Source organism: Leptolyngbya sp. 7M, from assembly GCF_018128485.1.
On the sequence record NZ_CP070897.1, the window covers coordinates 6,322,522 to 6,341,242 of the forward strand.

Annotated in this window: 19 protein-coding genes and 4 pseudogenes; 14 read left to right on the top strand and 9 right to left on the bottom strand. The window is 52.5% G+C overall.

Features of this window, described 5'->3' with window-relative positions; all coding sequences use genetic code 11:
• The first annotated feature begins 44 nt into the window (after positions 1-44).
• From JVX88_RS33800 to JVX88_RS33840, 10 genes and pseudogenes are all read left to right on the top strand, one after another.
• Positions 45-1,040 carry an MBL fold metallo-hydrolase gene (locus tag JVX88_RS33800; protein WP_225931272.1) on the top strand — a complete coding sequence of 332 codons (996 nt, stop codon included), beginning with the start codon at positions 45-47 and terminating at the stop codon, positions 1,038-1,040.
• A gap of 223 nt (positions 1,041-1,263) precedes the next feature.
• Positions 1,264-2,265 (top strand): hypothetical protein, encoded by a 1,002-nt coding sequence (locus tag JVX88_RS33805; protein ID WP_317134543.1) that lies wholly within the window; start codon positions 1,264-1,266, stop codon positions 2,263-2,265.
• A gap of 49 nt (positions 2,266-2,314) precedes the next feature.
• On the top strand, positions 2,315-2,491 hold the full coding sequence (locus JVX88_RS33810; protein WP_263975375.1) for a type II toxin-antitoxin system HicB family antitoxin: 177 nt from the start codon (positions 2,315-2,317) through the stop codon (positions 2,489-2,491).
• 136 nt (positions 2,492-2,627) lie between these two features.
• Positions 2,628-3,851, top strand: coding sequence for a DUF4038 domain-containing protein (locus JVX88_RS33815; protein ID WP_211623076.1), 1,224 nt, complete (start codon positions 2,628-2,630; stop codon positions 3,849-3,851).
• Positions 3,766-5,142, top strand: a complete 1,377-nt coding sequence (locus tag JVX88_RS33820; RefSeq protein ID WP_211623078.1) for an efflux RND transporter permease subunit — start codon at positions 3,766-3,768, stop codon at positions 5,140-5,142. Before JVX88_RS33815 ends, JVX88_RS33820 begins: the two co-directional genes overlap by 86 nt.
• Before the next feature lie 105 nt (positions 5,143-5,247).
• A complete protein-coding gene (locus JVX88_RS33825; RefSeq protein WP_211623080.1) occupies positions 5,248-6,132 on the top strand; it encodes a hypothetical protein in 885 nt (294 codons plus the stop codon).
• A gap of 94 nt (positions 6,133-6,226) precedes the next feature.
• Positions 6,227-6,991 (top strand): annotated as a pseudogene (locus tag JVX88_RS43560) (hypothetical protein); the annotation flags it as partial.
• A gap of 90 nt (positions 6,992-7,081) precedes the next feature.
• Positions 7,082-7,408 (top strand): annotated as a pseudogene (locus JVX88_RS43565) (sigma-70 family RNA polymerase sigma factor); the annotation flags it as partial.
• Positions 7,409-7,416: 8 nt separating this feature from the next.
• Positions 7,417-7,725: a hypothetical protein gene (locus JVX88_RS33835; RefSeq protein ID WP_211623084.1), complete on the top strand. Its 309-nt coding sequence runs from the start codon at positions 7,417-7,419 to the stop codon at positions 7,723-7,725.
• 136 nt (positions 7,726-7,861) lie between these two features.
• Positions 7,862-8,719 (top strand): Rpn family recombination-promoting nuclease/putative transposase, encoded by an 858-nt coding sequence (locus tag JVX88_RS33840; protein ID WP_211623086.1) that lies wholly within the window; start codon positions 7,862-7,864, stop codon positions 8,717-8,719.
• Here JVX88_RS33840 and JVX88_RS33845 read toward each other — a convergent pair.
• From JVX88_RS33845 to JVX88_RS33865, 5 genes are all read right to left on the bottom strand, one after another.
• Positions 8,615-9,031, bottom strand: coding sequence for a glutamine amidotransferase-related protein (locus tag JVX88_RS33845; protein ID WP_263975376.1), 417 nt, complete (start codon positions 9,029-9,031; stop codon positions 8,615-8,617). The two genes, JVX88_RS33840 and JVX88_RS33845, sit on opposite strands and share 105 nt — an antisense overlap.
• A gap of 68 nt (positions 9,032-9,099) precedes the next feature.
• Positions 9,100-9,594, bottom strand: a complete 495-nt coding sequence (locus tag JVX88_RS39910) for a 4a-hydroxytetrahydrobiopterin dehydratase (RefSeq protein ID WP_225931274.1) — start codon at positions 9,592-9,594, stop codon at positions 9,100-9,102.
• 151 nt (positions 9,595-9,745) lie between these two features.
• Entirely contained in the window at positions 9,746-9,850 is a 105-nt protein-coding gene (locus JVX88_RS44710) for a hypothetical protein (protein ID WP_263975671.1), read from the bottom strand.
• A gap of 286 nt (positions 9,851-10,136) precedes the next feature.
• Complete coding sequence (locus JVX88_RS33860; protein WP_036000717.1) at positions 10,137-10,364, bottom strand: Calvin cycle protein CP12; 228 nt, start codon at positions 10,362-10,364, stop codon at positions 10,137-10,139.
• Positions 10,365-11,027: 663 nt separating this feature from the next.
• Entirely contained in the window at positions 11,028-11,495 is a 468-nt protein-coding gene (locus tag JVX88_RS33865) for a hypothetical protein (RefSeq protein ID WP_211623088.1), read from the bottom strand.
• 602 nt (positions 11,496-12,097) lie between these two features.
• Here JVX88_RS33865 and JVX88_RS43570 point away from each other — a divergent pair.
• Positions 12,098-12,475: an NAD(P)-binding protein gene (locus JVX88_RS43570; RefSeq protein WP_263975377.1), complete on the top strand. Its 378-nt coding sequence runs from the start codon at positions 12,098-12,100 to the stop codon at positions 12,473-12,475.
• A 98-nt stretch (positions 12,476-12,573) separates the two neighbouring features.
• On the top strand, positions 12,574-13,620 hold the full coding sequence (locus JVX88_RS33870; protein WP_263975378.1) for a peroxidase family protein: 1,047 nt from the start codon (positions 12,574-12,576) through the stop codon (positions 13,618-13,620).
• On the opposite strand, the gene JVX88_RS33875 is transcribed toward JVX88_RS33870, so the two are convergent.
• Complete coding sequence (locus JVX88_RS33875; protein ID WP_263975379.1) at positions 13,508-14,140, bottom strand: deoxyhypusine synthase family protein; 633 nt, start codon at positions 14,138-14,140, stop codon at positions 13,508-13,510. The genes JVX88_RS33870 and JVX88_RS33875 overlap by 113 nt on opposite strands.
• 808 nt (positions 14,141-14,948) lie before the next feature.
• Between JVX88_RS33875 and JVX88_RS33880 the strand changes: the two are divergent.
• Positions 14,949-15,878 (top strand): annotated as a pseudogene (locus JVX88_RS33880) (B12-binding domain-containing radical SAM protein); the annotation flags it as partial.
• 31 nt (positions 15,879-15,909) lie between these two features.
• Here the strand turns inward: JVX88_RS33880 and JVX88_RS39920 are convergent.
• From JVX88_RS39920 to JVX88_RS33890, 3 genes are all read right to left on the bottom strand, one after another.
• Positions 15,910-16,494 (bottom strand): DUF924 family protein, encoded by a 585-nt coding sequence (locus JVX88_RS39920; RefSeq protein WP_225931275.1) that lies wholly within the window; start codon positions 16,492-16,494, stop codon positions 15,910-15,912.
• A gap of 22 nt (positions 16,495-16,516) precedes the next feature.
• Positions 16,517-16,894 (bottom strand): hypothetical protein, encoded by a 378-nt coding sequence (locus tag JVX88_RS33885; protein WP_211623092.1) that lies wholly within the window; start codon positions 16,892-16,894, stop codon positions 16,517-16,519.
• 184 nt (positions 16,895-17,078) lie between these two features.
• Positions 17,079-18,323, bottom strand: coding sequence for a hypothetical protein (locus JVX88_RS33890; RefSeq protein ID WP_211623095.1), 1,245 nt, complete (start codon positions 18,321-18,323; stop codon positions 17,079-17,081).
• Positions 18,324-18,419: 96 nt separating this feature from the next.
• Between JVX88_RS33890 and JVX88_RS33895 the strand changes: the two are divergent.
• A pseudogene (locus JVX88_RS33895) lies at positions 18,420-18,641 on the top strand (HAD hydrolase-like protein); the annotation flags it as partial.
• Between the last annotated feature and the right edge of the window lie 80 nt (positions 18,642-18,721).

An 18,721-nucleotide genomic window follows, 5' to 3' on the forward strand; every position in this document is an offset into this window, starting at 1 on the left:
ATTCATCTTCGATCGACTGATTCTACAGCCATCCTTTCTTGAGTTTGAACGGGGACACTGATAGGGTCGGAGCTGTTATCGATGCTGATGGTGATGCTTCTAACTATCTGTACACAATTGGAACTGCCCGTAAGGCTAGCCTGTGGGAAACAACTGCCGTACCCGAACTGCGGCTACAGGCTCAGAATTTGGCAAAGCAGATCCTGCAATCGCTCGCTCAACCCGTTACATCGCCTGATGCTGTAGCTTCTCAATTCAACCAGTCGCTTCAGCCTCCTCAGCTTGCTGAGTGGACATTCCGGCAGCTTTTTGACCGAGAATCCTGCACCTACACCTACCTGATTGCTGACTCCCACAGCGCCATCGTGATTGATCCAGTGCTGGAACAGACGGAACGCGACCTGCAAGTACTGCGGGAATTAGGACTGTCCCTATATGCCTGCTTGGAAACCCATATTCATGCTGATCATATTACTGGCGCACACCAATTGCGGTCATTAACCGGATGTCAGGTGATTGTGCCCAATGATGCCACCGTGAACGGAGCAGATCGGTTGATTCAAGATGGCGAAATTCTGCAATTGGGAGCGATTAGAATTCTGGCAATTGCTACCCCAGGGCATACCAATAGCCACATGGCTTATTTAATCAACGGAACGCATTTGTTGACGGGTGATGCCCTGTTTATTCGCGGCTGTGGCCGTACCGATTTTCAAGGTGGTGATGCTGGCTCGCTGTTTGATGCCGTCACTCAAAAATTGTTTACGTTGCCAGATTCGACGCTGGTTTATCCAGGCCATGATTATCAGGGCAGAACCTGTTCGACGATTGGCGAAGAAAAACGCTGGAATCCTCGCTTTGCTGGACGTAACCGCTCTCAGTTTATTCAACTCATGGGTAGTTTGAACTTACCGCTGCCGAAAAAGATGAAGATAGCAGTGCCCGCTAATGAACGCTGTGGTAAACCGGTGCAACCAACCTCTATTGATGCTGATGCACCAACGCCTGATATTTCTGTGTTTTTCGGTATGTATATCTAATGCGCTCAAATCTTACGTGGGGGATAATTATGAAATAGATGAGGTTTGGTAGCTGGCTAAGCGTTGCTCTAATGTACCAGTATGCAGCTCAAACAGGTGATTATCATCGTCGTAGAAGTAGAGTGACTGCCCTTCACCGGGTATCCGGCTGCGTCCCCATTCTGGTTTAATTCCCAAGAATTGAATCCGAGCCGCATACTGTTTAAGCTCCGATTCAGGAATTTTGAAGGCTATATGGTTCGTGGGGCAAATGCTGCGAGCCTATGGACTCACTGACCGCCGCCTCAAGACCTTTTTGGACCTCCAGCTCAAGCTTTATTCTCAAGTCGATGCCGATGAAACCGCGCTGCTCTATGCTGCAACGGCACTAGGCGTTTCCCAGGAGCCACAGGGACTGTATCATTTGCAGGGCAGTATGCAGGCGTTGAGTGATTGTTTGGTGCAAGCACTAGAACGCGATGGCGGCAAGCTATTAATGCGGCATACGGTGCAGCGAATTCTGACTGAGAATAACCAAGCCAAAGCTATCGAAATTCGCAATCAAAAAACAGGTGAAGTTTGGGTCGAACCAGCAGATTACATCATCGCGAACGTTACGGTGCAAAACCTGGTGCAGTTGCTGGGTGACGCTGCACCGTCAGGATATCGGCGGCGGGTAGACAAGCTGCCTACAGCTTCCGGCGCGTTTGTGATCTACCTTGGTGTCAAGCAGGAGGCAATTCCAGCCAACTGTCCGCCGCATTTGCAGTTCCTCTACGACTATGATGGCCCGATTGGCGAAAATAATTCCCTATTTGTTTCGGTCAGTCATCCCGGCGATGGACGGGCACCAGAGGGATATGCCACGGTGATTGCCTCTTCGTTTACCAATCCAACCATTTGGTGGAACGGTGAAGCAGAATCGGACTCCTACCAATCGCTAAAGCAGCACTACACCGACACAGCGATTCAGCGTCTAGGCCAATTTTTCCACCTCACCCCTGACACAATTGTGCATGTAGAAGCGGCGACTCCGCGCACATTTGCCCACTATACCGGACGCGATCAGGGCATTGTTGGCGGTATCGGTCAGCGCATTTCCACCTTCGGTCCGTTTGGGTTTGCCAATCGCACCCCGATTAACCACCTGTGGCTCGTAGGCGATTCGACCCATCCAGGAGAAGGAACGGCTGGTGTTAGCTATTCGGCTCTCACAGTCGTTCGTCAAGTCGAGGCAGAGTCATAACCTATCTGTACCATTCTGCGTCACGATTGCGTATACACAGATTGATTTTTTGCCTCTTGACGATATTCCGGGCTTAGTTGCCCAGGGGCGTACTGTTGCTGAAACGATTGAAATTGCTCGTGATGTCGCAAGAAAGCTGATTGAAGCTCAAATCGAACGTCAGAGCACAGTCAGGCTCTCCAATATCGAGGATTCATTTGACTACCCGCTGATTTTGGGGGTTTGATGGGAAGACTGTCAGGGCGGCGGATAGGTGGCGGCGGCTCAGGCAAGCAGGCTACACTGGCCTAAGTTGCTTGGCTCAAACAGGGGCTTAGACAGGGCTGCATCAGAATTTTGACCACCACTTTTCAGAATTCAAGATGAATAGACCCAGCCTTCATTGGTCCAGACGGAAATTTCTTGGCCTTTCAGCTACGGCGTTTCTGGCTTCTTTTGCCAAAGCCTGCACTCCAGCCGCCTCTAATTCAACCCCCAGCTTGCGAGTTCATTCCAACCAGCGCTTTTTGATGACTGCCGACGGGCAACCCTTTTTCTACTTGGGCGATACGGCCTGGGAGTTGTTTCACCGCCTGAATCGGGACGAGGCAACTCTGTATCTCCAGGATCGGGCCAGCAAGGGTTTTACAGTGATCCAGGCTGTGGTATTAGCCGAACTGGATGGGTTACGGCAACCTAACCCGGAAGGACACCAGCCCCTGTACAATAACGATCCGGCCCAACCCAACGAAGCCTACTTTCGGCATGTGGATTACATTGTCGATCAGGCGGAAGCTCTGGGGCTGTATATTGGCATGCTGCCCACCTGGGGCGATAAGTGGAACCAAAAGTGGGGCAACGGTCCGGAGGTTTTCACCCCGGATAATGCTGAAATCTTCGGAGCGTATCTAGGCAAGCGGTATCGCGACAAGCCGATTATTTGGATTTTAGGCGGCGACCGCAATCCAGAAACCGAGCTGCACTTCGCGATCATTCGCGCCATGGCTAAAGGGTTGCAGCGAGGCGATCAGGGTCGTCATCTGATCACTTACCATCCGGTTGGCGGCAGTAATTCTGCTTTCTGGTTCCACCAAGACGATTGGCTCGCTTTTAACATGGTTCAGTCGGGCCATAGCGAAGCCGACACCCCCAACTATGAGATGACCGAAGCCAACTATGGGTTGCAGCCAGTCAAACCGACCCTGGACGGCGAGCCTTGCTACGAAGATCATCCGATTGGTTGGAATCCTGACAATGGCTGGTTTGATCAATTTGATGTGCGGCGAGCAGCCTATTGGTCGATGCTAGCGGGAGCCTGTGGACATACCTACGGCAATCACAATATCTGGCAAATGTGGCAACCAGGACGCGGACCCATCTCGGCGGCGAGAACTCCCTGGCAAGAGGCACTGAACCATCCGGGTGCGACCCAAATGGGCTATCTGCGCCGGCTGTTTGAATCCCGCCCCTACACCGAACTGGTGCCGGCTCGCCATCGCCAGCGTGCCGGAGGTCGAGAGTGTGGTCGGCAAGATCGGGCGGGCCGAGTCCGCGCTCGACCCCGCGCCCATCGGGATGATGGAATCGATCGTGATCTTCAAGCCTGAGAGCCAGTGGCGGACGCGCCCTGTGGAACGCGTCTTCTCCGACTGGCCCGCAGTGTTCCGCACGCCCCTCTCGTGGGTCTGGCCGGAGGAGCGTCGGATTACCAAGCAGGAGATCCTCGCCGAGTTGCAGGAGAAGACCGCGATCCCGGGCGTGCTACCCACCTGGCTTCAGCCGATCCAGACGCGACTGGTCATGCTGCAGACCGGCTTCCGGGCCATGATGGGTGTCAAGATCTACGGCAGCGACCTCCGCGAGATCGAGAAGGTTGGCCTGCAGATCGAGCAGCTCCTGCGGGAAGTGCCCGGCGCCACCGACATAGTCGCCGACCGCATCGTCGGCAAGCCCTACATCCAGATCGAGATCGACCGGGAGCGGATCGCCCGTTATGGCGTCAACGTCCGTGATGTGCAGGATGTCATCGAGATAGCGCTGGGCGGGATGAACCTCATGGAGTCGGTCGAGGGCCGCGAGCGCTATCCGATCCGCATCCGGCTGGCCCGTGATTTCCGCGAAGACCTGGAGGCGATCCAGCGGATCAACGTCCCCTCTTCGACTGGCGCGCAGGTGCCCCTGGCGCAACTGGCCTCGATCTCCACGGTCCTGGGGGCTCAGGAGATCAAGGGCGAGCGGGGCCTGCTCGTCGGCTACGTGACGATGAACACGCGCGACCGCGACGAGGTCTCGGTCGTGCAGGACGCGGAGCGCGTGCTCCAGCAGGCCCTCAAGGACGGACGGCTGACGCTCCCCCCCGGCTACTACTGGGAGTGGTCCGGCCAGTTCGAGAACCAGGTCCGCGCCACCAAGCGGATGCAGATCCTCGTTCCCATCACGTTGGGCATCATGTTCGTGATGCTCTACCTCGGCTTCTCGCGCTGGTGGATCGCCCCGCTCATCTTCTTCGGCGTGCTGGTCTCGGCGTCGGGCGGGTTCATCATGCTCGCCTTGTGGGGCGTGAACCTTTCGGTGGCGGTGTGGGTTGGGTTCCTCGTCCTGTTCGGCGTCGTGGACGACGACGGCGTGGTCATCTCGACCTATCTCGAAGGTGTCTTCAAGGATCGGACGTTCACATCGAAGCGAGAGATCCGCGAAGCGGTCATCGAGGCGGGGGTCCTGACCGATGCTAAATCCCGTGCCGCTGCCATCAAGGCCAAGGCCGACGAAGTTAGGGCCAAAGCTGCCGCTGCTATGGAAAAAGCCGCTGCTGATTCAGCCCAAGCCAAAAAAGCCCAACCCGGAGATGAGTATCCACCGATGCTGAAGCCCCTGTTGGCCCCGCAACCTGCATCCTAATTAAGCTGAATAACCAAGCTGAACATTAACTGAATTGCTCGTTCAGCGCATTTAAGTTCAGCATGTTTAAGCCGCTTTCGCACTTTTACGCTTAAGGAGTCGATTGTGAGTAAACCCATATATCAGTTGGTGGATGAGTTGCCTAAAGGTGGCCTCACCGTAACCGCATTAAGATCTCTGGATTTTGTGATTCCAGGCCAGTGGAACAATCTGGTTGGATTCGACAATACAATTCGAACCGTCACCGGCGAAACCGACGAAGCTCTGATTCAGCAAATTGGTGAACGCGCCGTTACGCTCTACAACGATAAATCTCAAGGCTATCAGCGAGCACTCTGGCTCTATGAATCGGTCGATTCAGCAGCGGGATTGCTGGGAGCCGCCGCGATTGCCAACCGGATTGGGCAAGATACGTTCTTGGGATTTCTGAAGCACCTGACGCCCAAGCCTGAACGCGCCCAAAGTATTGACCTCTGCATCAAGCTGGTGACCGAACTAGTAGCCTTCTGTCAGATCAACGGCATTCCGGGTGACAGTATTGGGGATTTCCTGGCTGCCTTGAAGGATTACAGCGGCGAGTCGCTGATGCGGATGGCGGCTCTAGTTTCCTTCGATGGCTTGATTCCGCTAGGAGCGGGCTTTACCGAAAAGGCGCTTTCTGTTCTTAAGGGCACCAGTCCCTCTGAGCTGAGCCACAACCAAACCTTCAAAGGCGTCGATGAGCTAATTCCGGGTAATGACAACGCGAGCAAGCTCTCCTTTATTACCCAAAGCTTTGAGTCCACCAAAGGCTGGATGGACGACTTTGTCTCTGCCCGCAATCTGACTCAGGGTGATTTGGTGAATAATCTTTCTAAGTTTGTCGAGATCTCCAGCGATAAGCTGGATTACCTGGGGGCGTTTCTGGATGTCACTGTGAAGTACTACCGCCATACCGGCATCCAAACTCTGGCCCGCCGCCTGATCGAACGAGCCGTGGCGGAGATTTGATCAATCTTAAGCCGCCTGGTGTGGCTTTTGTTTCGAAGCGAAAAGTAGCTGCGCCATCGCCAAGCGGATCGAGGCCGGGCGCGACATGATGATCATGGGCCTGTGCGAAAGCCCGATCACCTTCCACGAGATCATCAAGTGGTCCGAAGCCCTCAATAACGAGGAAATGCAGCTGCGCGAGATCCTCGATCTCGACGCCATGCTGTCGAAGGAGCCGCCCGTCGACAAGATGGAGGAAGGCGCCGAGGACGATGACGACGACGGCGAAATCTCCGAAGCCACCGCCGGGCCGACCATCCGCGACGACGACGAGGTCGAGGAGGAAGAGGAACAGTCCGACGACGACGACGAGGACGGCGAGGAAGGCAGCCAGCGCCGCCGCGAGGAAGACGACGAAGAAGACAACACCATGTCGCTCGCGCAGATGGAGGCCGCGCTCAAGCCCGAAGCGCTCGAGCGGTTCCAGCGCATCGCCACGCTGTTCAAGAACTTCGAGAAATTGCAGGCCGAACGGGTCGAGATCCTGGCCGGGGGCAACGACTTCCCCAAGGCCAAGGAAACCAGGTACGAAAAGCTGCGCGAGGACCTGACCGCCGAGGTCGAGAGCGTGCAGTTCCACGCGACCAAGATCGAATACCTGGTCGACAACCTCTACGCCTTCAACCGCCGCCTGACCGCGCTGGGCGGACAGATGCTGCGCCTGGCCGAACGGCACAAGATCAAGCGGTCTGAATTCCTGTCGGCCTATGTCGGCAACGAGCTTGACGAGGGCTGGCTCGGCGCCTGGGCGGGCAAGGACAAGAAATGGGCCGCCTTCGCCGAACGCGAAGCCGACGCGATCGAGCGTATCCGCGCGGAAATCGCCGACATCGCCAGCCAGACGGGCATGAGCCTGGAAGAGTTCCGCCGGATCGTGAACATGGTCCAGAAGGGCGAGCGCGAGGCGCGCATCGCCAAGAAGGAAATGGTCGAGGCGAACCTGCGGCTGGTTATCTCGATCGCCAAGAAATACACCAACCGCGGGCTGCAATTCCTTGATCTCATTCAGGAAGGCAACATCGGCCTGATGAAGGCGGTCGACAAGTTCGAGTACCGCCGCGGCTACAAGTTCTCGACCTACGCCACGTGGTGGATCCGCCAGGCGATCACCCGCTCGATCGCCGACCAGGCGCGCACCATCCGCATCCCGGTGCACATGATCGAGACCATCAACAAGCTGAACCGGATCAGCCGGCAGATGCTCCAGGAGATGGGCCGCGAGCCCACCCCGGAGGAGGCATCTACTTGGGTTGGATCAGTGTGGCGACGATTGTGAATGTCGCGATTGCGCTCTACAGTCAGGGCTGGAACGGTTCGGGTATTTCGCCCACAGTTTGGACAGTACTGATGATGGCGGTGGCAACTCTAGTCGCGACTAGTTTAACGAGACGGCATCGAGAAATTGCTTTTCCGCTAGTAATCATTTGGGCATTGGTGGCAATTGCAGTCCGGCAGACCACGATACCGTTCATTGTGATTACAGCCATTGCCCTATCCTTTGCCTTGGCAGTGCTGGTATTCCTTAAAGTAATGGCTAGACCCAAGACGACTTGAGGTTAGTGGTTTGTAACCGTGGTTTGTAAACCTAAAGAGTAGTGTGAGAGCATCTGTCTGCTGCTTCTGTGGAATTTACTCTAATCAAAACTTCTCGATTTATAATCAAGTTTAATTTCTCTATGACTATGACCTGATGCGTCAGGATGCTATCTTCTACCAACTGTTCAAACGTTTTCCTACATTATTTTTTGAGTTGATCGCCATTCCTCCAGAACAAGCACGAGGCTATCGCTTCGAGTCGGTTGAAGTGAAGGAACCTAGCTTTCGCATTGATGGAGTTTTCCTGCCTCCTCCCGATGCACCTGATAAAGTCGTCTTCTTTGCGGAAGTCCAGTTTCAGAAAGATCAGTCTCTTTACCACCGTTTCTTTTCCGAGCTATTTCTTTACCTGCGGCGCAATCCTGAACAGTTTGACGATTGGCAAGGAGTGCTGATTTTCCCTAGTCGAGGTTTAGAACCAGACAAAACAGCCTTTTACCGCTCGCTGCTCAATAGTAGCCAGGTGCAACACCTTTACCTGGATGAACTCACTATTACTGACGAGTCATCTATTGGTTTGAGTCTGATGCAGTTAACGATTGCTCCCGAAGCGCAAGTGGCAGAGCAAGCCAGACGCCTAGTTGAACGAGCACAGACCGGGGATAGTGCTACCCTATCCGCCAGCGAGATAATTGATATAGTAGTCACCATAGCAGCCTATAAGTTTGCCAACCTCAGCCGGGAGGAGATTCAAGCCATGATTGGAGTTAGCTTGGAAGAAATTCCTCTGTTCCGAGAAGTCAAAGCAGAAGGACGAGCAGAAGGACGCCAAGAAGCCCTACTGGAAACGGTGCCGTTATTACTGGAGTTGGGGCTGAGCGTGGAGCAAATCGCAGCGCGGCTCAAGCTAGATGTTGACCTGATTCGGATTCGCTTGATGCGGCGTGGGTTGGATTGTAGCGTACCCGATTTCCCGCCAGTCATCTGGATGGGGAGCCACCTTTGCGCCTAACACTCGTGCCAGCATTTGTGCTCCCAGACAAATTCCCAGAAAGGGTTTTTGGGCTTCCAAAACCAGTGGAATCCAGTTTAGCTCATCCCGAATGAAGGGTAGCGTTGTATCGTCATTGGCACTCATAGGACCACCAAAAATCACCACGCCATCATGGGCATCAAGGTGGTCTGGCAGGGATACTCCTGTGGCCGGACAGCGAATATCTAGCCAGCATCCTTCGGCCTGCAGAATTTGCCCGACTAAGCCGGTTTCGGAGCTGGCTTGATGCGTAATCACCAAAATTTTCTTCACGACAATCGATTGACTCAAAACCGCTATCGCAGTTTAGCGAGTTTAGAGGTAAAGCTGCATTTAAGCAGGATACAGAACCAGAACTACTACTGCGCTAATTCGTTCATTTTTTTGGCTAGAGCCACATCCTTGTCGGTAATGCCGCCGGCATCGTGGGTGGTCAGATCAACCGTGACGCGGTTATACACATTGAACCATTCAGGATGGTGTCCCATCGATTCGGCCACGAGTGCCACACTCGACATAAACCCAAAGGCTTCCACAAACGAATTGAAACGGAATTGGCAATGCAGTTTGCCTGCCTCGAGACTCCAGCCAGGAAGTTCGCTGAGGGCGGCATTGAGCGCATCGGTTGAGAGGGGTGAGGTAGCCATAGGTACACCTTGAGCAATAGGAGCAATAGATTGGGCAACGGGTTGAGCAGCAACGAGCTGAGCAGCTACAACTTGAACGCCCTTAACCGGAGCTGACACTGCCGCCACCGACAGTCCCAACCCCAGCACCAACCCCAATGCTACAACAGCCCAAAAGCGACGCGATAGCATCTGCGAAACTTGGTTAAACAGTTTTTTATAGGACATAGATAGAGTGACCTTGATGGCAAGAGCAACCTGCAATTCGTAAAATTGACCTGATTTTAGAATTTTGTCAGTTTGGTGCTCGGTTTTTCACTCCTCACCCTACCATGCTCTCTCTACCGCACAGACACGGTTCTGCCTCTACACATGCCTATTATTTACCGATGCAAAAACGGCTGAAGATTTGGTCTAGGACCGACTCGGTGATTTCTTCGCCCGTGATTTCGCCCAAAGCTTGGACAGCGCACCGTAAATCAATGGTCCATCGGCATAATTAAAAACCAGATTCAAAACCCTGCGCCGCCCGCGCAGAGGGCGGCGCAGGGTTTTGGGTTTTATGTTTAATTATGCTCACCTACTTAGTTTGATGGTTGTTAGGATAACTCGCAAATCACACTTCCCTCGCTGAAGCAGCGAAAAACGCTTTCGGCCAGACACCACAAAACTAAAGAGGCACCTGCGGAGGTGCCCCAATCGGTAATTTCATTGTAAAAAGCCCGTAGCCAGTCAAACGAATACTAACTTCAAGCCTTCAAGTGAAACGTCTAGTTATCGTAAACGCGGCACTCGTCAGCTTCTGGATTAGCATCACAGTACTGTTGAAAAGCATTTTTTGGGGGTTCTTTTTCCCGCTGATGAGATGCTTCAGCCTGAAGCTCTTCTACGGCATCCCAGGCAGCAGCACACTCAGGAGAGTTAGTACCGTTGACTTCGCAGGCTTCACGGGCCTCTTGCCGTTCTTTTTCAATTTGCTCTTGGATATTGTTGCTCATGAGTTAGCAATTGTTAATGATTCTTAAAGTTTACCGGGTGGTCTGCTTCTAAGGTAGCTTAAACTGCTTTCAAACCAAATCACCCTTATGGGTGTCTTCCTAGACATCACCCATACTTTAGTAATGCCTAAGGTTAGGTTCAATCAGCCAAAATAAAGTGGCTTTCTTAAGAATTGGCTCATCCTACCGGAAAATCGCAGTTTACACCACTCTTTAAACTAATCCTAGCCTTTAATTTGGCGAAGACTTGTGAGCTAGGATACTGAAACCTGGAAACGCCCATAGTAGAGCAGCTTTGTCTAAATGGATTGCCTGAAGCGCATAGATCTAGCCAGTCGAACTATAGCGAACACCCAAGGCTAGAGCGGGTAGTCCTAGCCTATTCCTTTAGGGATAATTAGTGATCTACGGCAACAAAGTGAATGTAAGGATTCATAATAAATTTTAAAGTAGCTATTGTTGCTGTTAAGCCGCATTAGTTTTGATTTTTACACTCGGATTTTTGGACCTCGAGTATTTAGACCTCGAGTAATTGATGCGATGATCGGCGTAGGGATCCGGTAGAACCTAGCCCTTGCCTAAAAATCTACGGAGGGAGAACAAATGGCAGAACCGATGTTGCAATCCATGCGGTGGGTTAGTGCCCTCTCGACCCGTGCTTCGTTAGAAGCAGCCGTGAAGGATGTGGTGGCTCAGTCCCAACAGCAAATCCAAACTGGTTGGAACAACCAACGTTCGCCCGCGGTACCAGCGCTCACCAATGAAGACATAGCCATCTTCACTCGCCGGCTCAATCCAAAGCTGACTGGTCTGAAGTTGATTGACCGTGACTTTACCATCTTGAGATTGGGCCACCACCGCATTCATAGCCGGAATTTGGGCTAACACCTGACCGGCCCCATCCCGGAGGACTGCCTCGGTTGACCCCCCTACCTTCACCTGCCCCACATCCTGCTCAATCGCCACTCGCAACTCTAGTTCGGCCCGCGCTGGCGCGATTGCAACCAACCAAAACAGCAGCGTCATCCACCAGGACTTTTTACCGTAGCGCAGGACAAGCTGAATTACCTGCTGAAGCTGGACCGCCAGAGATGGTTTGGGATCTCCAGCCGCGCAGAAATAACCTGTCATCGTTGGCAAACTCCTCACACTGACGATTAGTATCCGATACACTTAACGATTCACTCGGGCAGGAGACAGCCTTAAATGGCTCTTAAATAAGCTAACTTTGCATTATATTAAGATAATTTTTACTTTAGCCGAATAAAAATGCGAGGTCAAATCAATATTACTTAGCGATAAATTATCGACGAAAGCCCAGTCAATTGGCTCTATCGCTACAAGGTTTCTTAGGAATTTCCTAGCGAGGTTTCATCAATTTCAAGAAGCTGTGAATTTGCGCGTGTTCAACTTGACGGGCTAGAAGCAGGATGAGACACTCCATTAGCATCAAGTAGTTGCAGATGGGTCAATCTAGATACCCTTACTCTATTTGCAATCTAGTTTGATGGAACTGGATAGAAATCTGAAAGCTACTGCTATCTCCAAGAGCTATGGAAGTTTTGGAGTTGAAATACAGCGTTCATAAATAGGTTGTGGACAAGGGGGTGTGGGGGCAAAGCCCCCACGCAGGGGTTCCACCCCTGCACCCCGTTCAAACTCAAGAAAGGATGGCTGTAGTACTCACTCTGAATTAATTAAGATTAACCAAATTAAGATTAACCAAGCTGCAAATGTACAAAGAAAAGATTGCTGTAGTCGGAGCGGGTTTTTCGGGGCTTGCAGTCATGGCAGCCTTTCAACGGCACGGCATTCTATTTGATGGGTTTGAAGCCGATGAACAAATTGGCGGCAATTGGCTTCACGGCGTTTATGAGACTGTCCATATTATTTCTTCTAAAAAAACGACTCAGTATCCTGAGTATCCAATGCCAGATCTGAGCCTGGAGGTGCCACCATTGTCGATCAGGGTCTTGGCTGGAAGAACACCTACAACACGGGAGTTGGCGCTGATGCGATCACCAGCGGCATCGAAGGCGCATGGACTCCCACGCCAACCCAGTGGGACAACAGCTATCTCGAAACCCTGTTCAAATATGACTGGGAGCTAACCAAGAGTCCGGCTGGCGCATGGCAGTGGAGGCCCAAGGACGGCGCTGGCGCAGGTACAGTACCCGATGCCCACGATCCGTCGAAACGGCATGCCCCGATGATGACCACAGCGGATATGGCGATGAAGATGGATCCCATCTACAACCAGATTGCACGGCATTATCTTGAGCACCCAGATGAATTTGCCGAAGCGTTTGCTAAGGCGTGGTTCAAGCTAACCCACCGCGACATGGGACCGCGATCGCGCTATCTTGGCCCGGAGGTTCCTGAGGAAGAATTCCTGTGGCAAGATCCTATTCCCGCTGTCGATCATGAACTGATTGATGAGCAGGACATTGCCGCGCTCAAAGCCAAGATTCTGGCTTCGGGATTGTCTGTCTCCCAACTGGTTTCGACCGCTTGGGCGTCGGCGTCCACGTTCCGCTGCTCTGATATGCGCGGTGGAGCCAACGGAGCGCGGATTCGGCTGGCACCGCAGAAGGATTGGGAAGTCAACCAGCCGCAGCAGTTGGCCACCGTGCTGCAAGCCCTGGAGAGAATCCAACAGGAGTTCAACAGCTCGCAGTCTGGCGGCAAGCGGGTTTCGATCGCTGACCTGATCGTTCTGGGTGGATGCGCAGGCATTGAAGAGGCGGCCAGGAAGGCCGGTCACGAGGTGACAGTTCCCTTCAAGCCGGGACGCACCGATGCGTTGCAGGAGAAAACGGATGTCGAGTCCTTTGCCGTGTTGGAGCCAACCGCAGACGGGTTCCGTAACTACACCAGCGGCAGACACAGCGAATCGCTTGAGGAACTGCTGGTCGATCGGGCGCAATTGCTGTCCCTATCAGCCCCTCAGATGACGGTTCTGCTAGGCGGCTTGCGCGTTCTAGGTGCCAACTATGGCGGATCTAAGCATGGCGTCTTCACTCATCGGCCCGAAACCTTGACCAATGACTTCTTCGTCAACCTGCTTGACCTGGGTACGACCTGGAAGGCAACCTCGGAAGATGAGTATGAGTTCGAAGGAAGCAGTCGCAAAACCGGCGAACTCAAGTGGACTGCGACCCTGCCACGTTCATGCCAATCGAGCTGTCTCCTGGAGATGAGGTGTAGATCGGAACGCCACATTCATAGGCCGTCGAAAGGAGACAGGGATTTTTGACGCCGAGCTGTTTTTCGACCTCATGCACATACTTGCCCAGCAGATGATGAAACTCTGCTGTACCCATGCGCTTCTGAAACGGTTCCGCCTTGAGTAGCTCTCGAATAAAAGCATCGGTTTCCAGCAGCACATCGTAGCCAAACACAATGTCGTAGATGCGAATCCGCCCTTCTTGGCGCAGTTTTGTATCGTCAACAAAGGGATTACTGGCGTATAGCTCCAGACCCAGGCCATAGTGCATGTCATGGTACAAGTTAGCCCCGGTGCTGATAATCCAGTCGATGAAACCGTGGCGGATTAGAGGTGACAGGGCTGAGACACCAAAACCAGCTGGAGTCAAGGCACCCGATAGGCTGAGGCCAACCGTAACTCCGGGCTGCATAACTTCGCGAGTCAGCAAATGGCAAATTTCCCGCAACCGGGCCGAATTGTAGGCAGTGAAATACCCATCAATCAAATCCACCACGCTGATGTTGGCCGGCATGGGGGAGGGTGAAATTTGGCGACTAAGTAAAGACATGATTGCTCTCCTAAATGGTTGAAAAACATACGGAACGAACCAGTAAGCCATGAGTGATGATGAATGGGCATGAGAACGGCCATCCTGATGCCAGCCCAAAGCTGCACGATCTCAAACCGCACGATTTCAAGCTGTAGGGTTTCAAGCAACCACAGCACTGAATCAAGGCTGAAATCAATCACTTTCTGCTCGTACAGCCAGCAAAGTTTGGGGCCAATTGCCTGCAGGCAACCTATCCCCATCCCAATTCAGTTGGAAAAAACTCTGGTACACAGAGCACCTGATCGACCGAGTTTGCGAGGTTGCCTGCTTAGAGAGGCCGGTTGCTCAGAAAACTTAAACCACCTGCAAACCTACAGTTACAGATCGATCAGCGCATACTGGGTCCTTCACAACGATCTGCCCAGGAGAGCGCAGGATCGGCGAAGCGCCTACGCTGTAGTTTCATCTCCAGATACCACATGGAAAGCCAGGGGTGTCCAGTCAATGAAAAGTGTTTCAACGCCGTAAAACCTTAATGGAAGTGATGGACAAGATCAGTGTAACACCTACATCCCTTACCTCTTCAGAATAATCACGGAAATTCCTGCTCTCTTCCTGCTTTGCATTGCCAGGACCATTAGCCCCAAGGCAAACCCCATACTCACCAGATCCAGCTCAATGAGATTATTCATTCTTTGCAAGAGGAGATTACGATAAACAACGAAAAATCACAAAACTTGAAGATAATTGGAGGTTTTTCCGGTCTGGTTAAAACTTAGCAGTAAATTTGAAGAATTCATGCATTCTTCTGCCCCCTGGAGTGCCTATGAGAACGCTACTAATCTGGCCTATTCTGCCGAATTCCTTCTGGTCCTATCAAGCCACGCTCGACTTGGCTGGGCTGCGGGCTACCAATCCACCGCTGGGATTGCTCACGGTTGCGGCCCTACTGCCCCAAGACTGGGAGTTTCGCCTGATTGATCGCAACGTTCAGCTTGAAACAGACGCGGATTGGGAATGGTGCGATCTGGTGATCATCTCGGCAATGGTGATCCAAAAGCAAGATTTTCAAGACCTGATTCGCAAAGGTGTAGCGCTGGGTAAGAAAGTCGCGGTAGGCGGCCCGTTTCCGACCTCGGTACCAGACGTGGCGCTAGAAGCCGGAGCGCACTACCTGATTCTAGACGAGGGGGAAATCACGATTCCCATGTTTGTCGAAGCATTGGCAAACGGCGAAGAACGAGGCGTATTCCGGACATTGGAAAAACCCGATGTCACCCAAACCCCGATTCCCCGCTTTGATTTACTCAACCTCGACGCCTATCTAGCGATTACGCTTCAGTTCTCGCGCGGCTGTCCGTTTCAATGTGAGTTCTGCGACATCATCACTCTCTATGGCCGTAAGCCCCGCACCAAAACACCAGAGCAAATGCTGAGGGAGTTTGATGTGCTCTACAACATGGGCTGGCGGCGCATTGTATTTGTAGTAGACGATAACTTCATTGGCAACAAGCGCAACGCTAAGGTGTTCCTGCGCGAGCTGATTCCCTGGATGCAGGCGCACAATTATCCGTTTATGTTAGTGACCGAAGCTTCGCTGAACTTGGCCGAAGACGATGAAATGATCGATTTGCTGGTGCAGGCCGGATTCACGATGGTGTTTATGGGCATCGAAACCCCCGATGTCGATAGCCTCAAGGGCATCCACAAAGAGCAGAATACCCGCAGTTCGCTGATGGAATCGTGTCACAAAATCACGCGAGCCGGACTACAAATCATGTCTGGCTTCATCCTGGGATTTGACGGTGAAAATCCGGGAGCCGGACAGCGGATTCAGGCATTTGAATCCGATTGCGATGGGGAAACCGCCCGAACCGTTCAATCACATCCTGATGCCGCACGGCGTAATCAAACACATCGGCCAGTTCCGGAGCCTCGGCGCTGAGTTGGCGGGTCAGCTCAACCGACTGATGCTGATCAGCTAAATTTTCGCTGTGCTCAAACGGCAAATACAGAAAAATTCGCTGAATTGGAGCAAGCTGCTGATCAAACCCCTGGGCAACCGCCTGCTGGGCAATTTGCAGCGCCTTGGCATCAGTAGCAAAGGCTTGGGGGGTGTCGCGGAACATATTGCGGGAGAACTGATCCAGCACAACTACCAAAGCCAAACAGCCAGCCGGAGACTGTTGCCAAGCGTCCAGTTCACCAGCGGCTGCTTGCTTATAAATGGTCACAAACTTTTGCCGAATCTCGGCATCAAATTCTGGCTGTTTACCAAACCAAACCTTACGGCGCTGCTCGTAGGAAGCGGCTTCAGGTGGGTTTCCAAACCAGAAGCTCAAGATTGCTTGAATTTGCAAGTTGTTGTCCATAGAGCAGCCCGAATCAGATTAGCTAGGGGTTCACGACGGGCGGTTCGGTGGGTACAGTATTGGGTTCTACAGTGGTCGGTGATTGCTGGTTCTGCTGCATCAACTCGCGCTGCCGAGTGCGAAAATCATCCGCCTCAGTACCAAGATTTTCCTGCTGGTCTTCACTAAACTCGGAAATGCTGCGGACATTGCCAAGCTGGATGCGGTGCATCATGTTGAAGAAGGGGGAATAGCCATTGTCCCGGTTCGAGAAGGGGTCAGAATCTCGGGCTTGATTGGCATCGAGCGGATCCACACCCTGGGCTGAGACAATGCCAGTCCCGGCGCTCAAACAGGCTCCCACTGCGGCCAGTCCGATTGTGAATTGAGAAACTTGTTTAAGTAGAAAATTCTTGCTCATTAGCCTGAAACTCCTCACAGAGCGATTTTCAACAACTCAATGCTGTTCAGCTAGGACGCAACTCAAGCGGAAATTGCTCCCAATTTCTCTCAAAGTTTAACGACAAATTCGATTTTTGAACGCAGCCTGTTCGGTTTTTCTTTGAGCAAACCGAATTCCTGCAACCCGTTGCCTCCAGCCAGAATCAGGCAAACGACCGCCGCAGCAATGGTCGAATACTCAGCAAAGCAACGAGGCTGAATCCCGCCAAAACCAATAGCGCCGTTCCTAAACTAATCGTGGCAAACGGAGCCAGTGGAGCATTCAACTCAAACCGCAGCGTAATCTGGCTGTTACTATCGCCCTGAATTTCCAGCCGATAATGTCGTTGTATCTGGAGAATGGTCGGTCGCAGGCTGATCTGAATCAGGGCCAGCATTCCTTCAGGTGCTACCGTTCCAGGTTCTAGACCGATGCTGTTTGCAGCTTGGAACAGTAGCTCTACATGGAGATGGGGATATATATCATTGTATTTCTGCTTGAGATCAGCAAGTGTGTTCTGGACCGCGTTCAGCAGATCACTTCCCGTAACATAATCACCAGTACTAGAATCTTGCAATGTGAAGGCAGTAGTCAAGCCGAATCGCTGTAAAATCCCCCAACCATAGGGATCAGCTGTCTCAGCGGTGGAGTTTAAGAAGGTAGTCAGTGTCTGGGGCTGAATCGGAGGGCTGGTTTGTAGAGATACCCGATATTGGGGCAATGCAGTCGTGCTGTTGTCTACCGTTTGCGCTTGCAGTACCTGAATTAGCTCTTCCAGGAAGGGATGCAGAGCCGTGTCTCGGTTGCCATTGCCGTTGGTTAGTCCCGGCCACTCAGGCCATACCAGAATCGACTCGCGCCAGGAATACCAGGAACTCTCTTTAATTTGAGCACCCGGAATTGGCTGGTATAGCTCTCGCCTTTCTACCTGACTGGGATACCAGGCTTCCCATTGATTGGTGGAGAGGGTATCACCAGGAGTGAGCGGCAGATCAGCAGGAGAAAGCATCTGCAAAGTTTGCCGCAGGCGTAAGACATCAGCTAAGCGCTCCGGATCGGCAAACGTAGCGGTAGTGTGGGCGTCGATATCCAGTTCTAGCAAATCGTAGCTGGCTGTGAGCGCCAAGGGATAACTCTTAACCCGACTTGGCCCCTGATTCCAGCGGAAGCGAATGCAGCGTATTTCTGCTGGATGGGGCTGATAGCGGAGAGAATCAGTGTCCTTGGTGAATTGGTAGTTGCCCTGGATTGGCATAGGGACATGAGCGTTAGCAACAATCGCTCGCTGATCTTCAGGAGGTAGTAGCGGCAGGAAAAGCGGTTTGGGTAGCCACTCCAGTTCGGCAGGTTGCCGTTCTTCAACCTTTTCACCACTGGCTTGAGACTTGAACTTGAGCAGAACCTGCACCGGAGCCAGAGCCGAGCATACTCCATTAACCGACTCCGTCTGAATAAACAGCTTCCAGGCTTCAGGTTGCCAGTAGGCAGGTAGGGGCTACCGTTTGAACAGGTGGCAATGGTGGGCGATCGCCTATTTACTGATGTGCTGGCCGGCAACCGTTTGGGGATGTTTACCATCCTGGTCGAACCGATGGTCAATCCAGCCAAAATTCAAAACCGCTATCTATTACGCGATATCGAAGTCTGGTTCTCTCAAATCCTGGGCGTCTCTCTGATCCCCTGGCAGCAAATTCAACAGAACATTACAGATCCTGACAGATCTTAATATTTTCTAGTAAAAGGTAATGATTCTGAAGAAAACGTTAAGGAATGCTGATACGGGATGTAGCCCTGCTAACGTTTTAG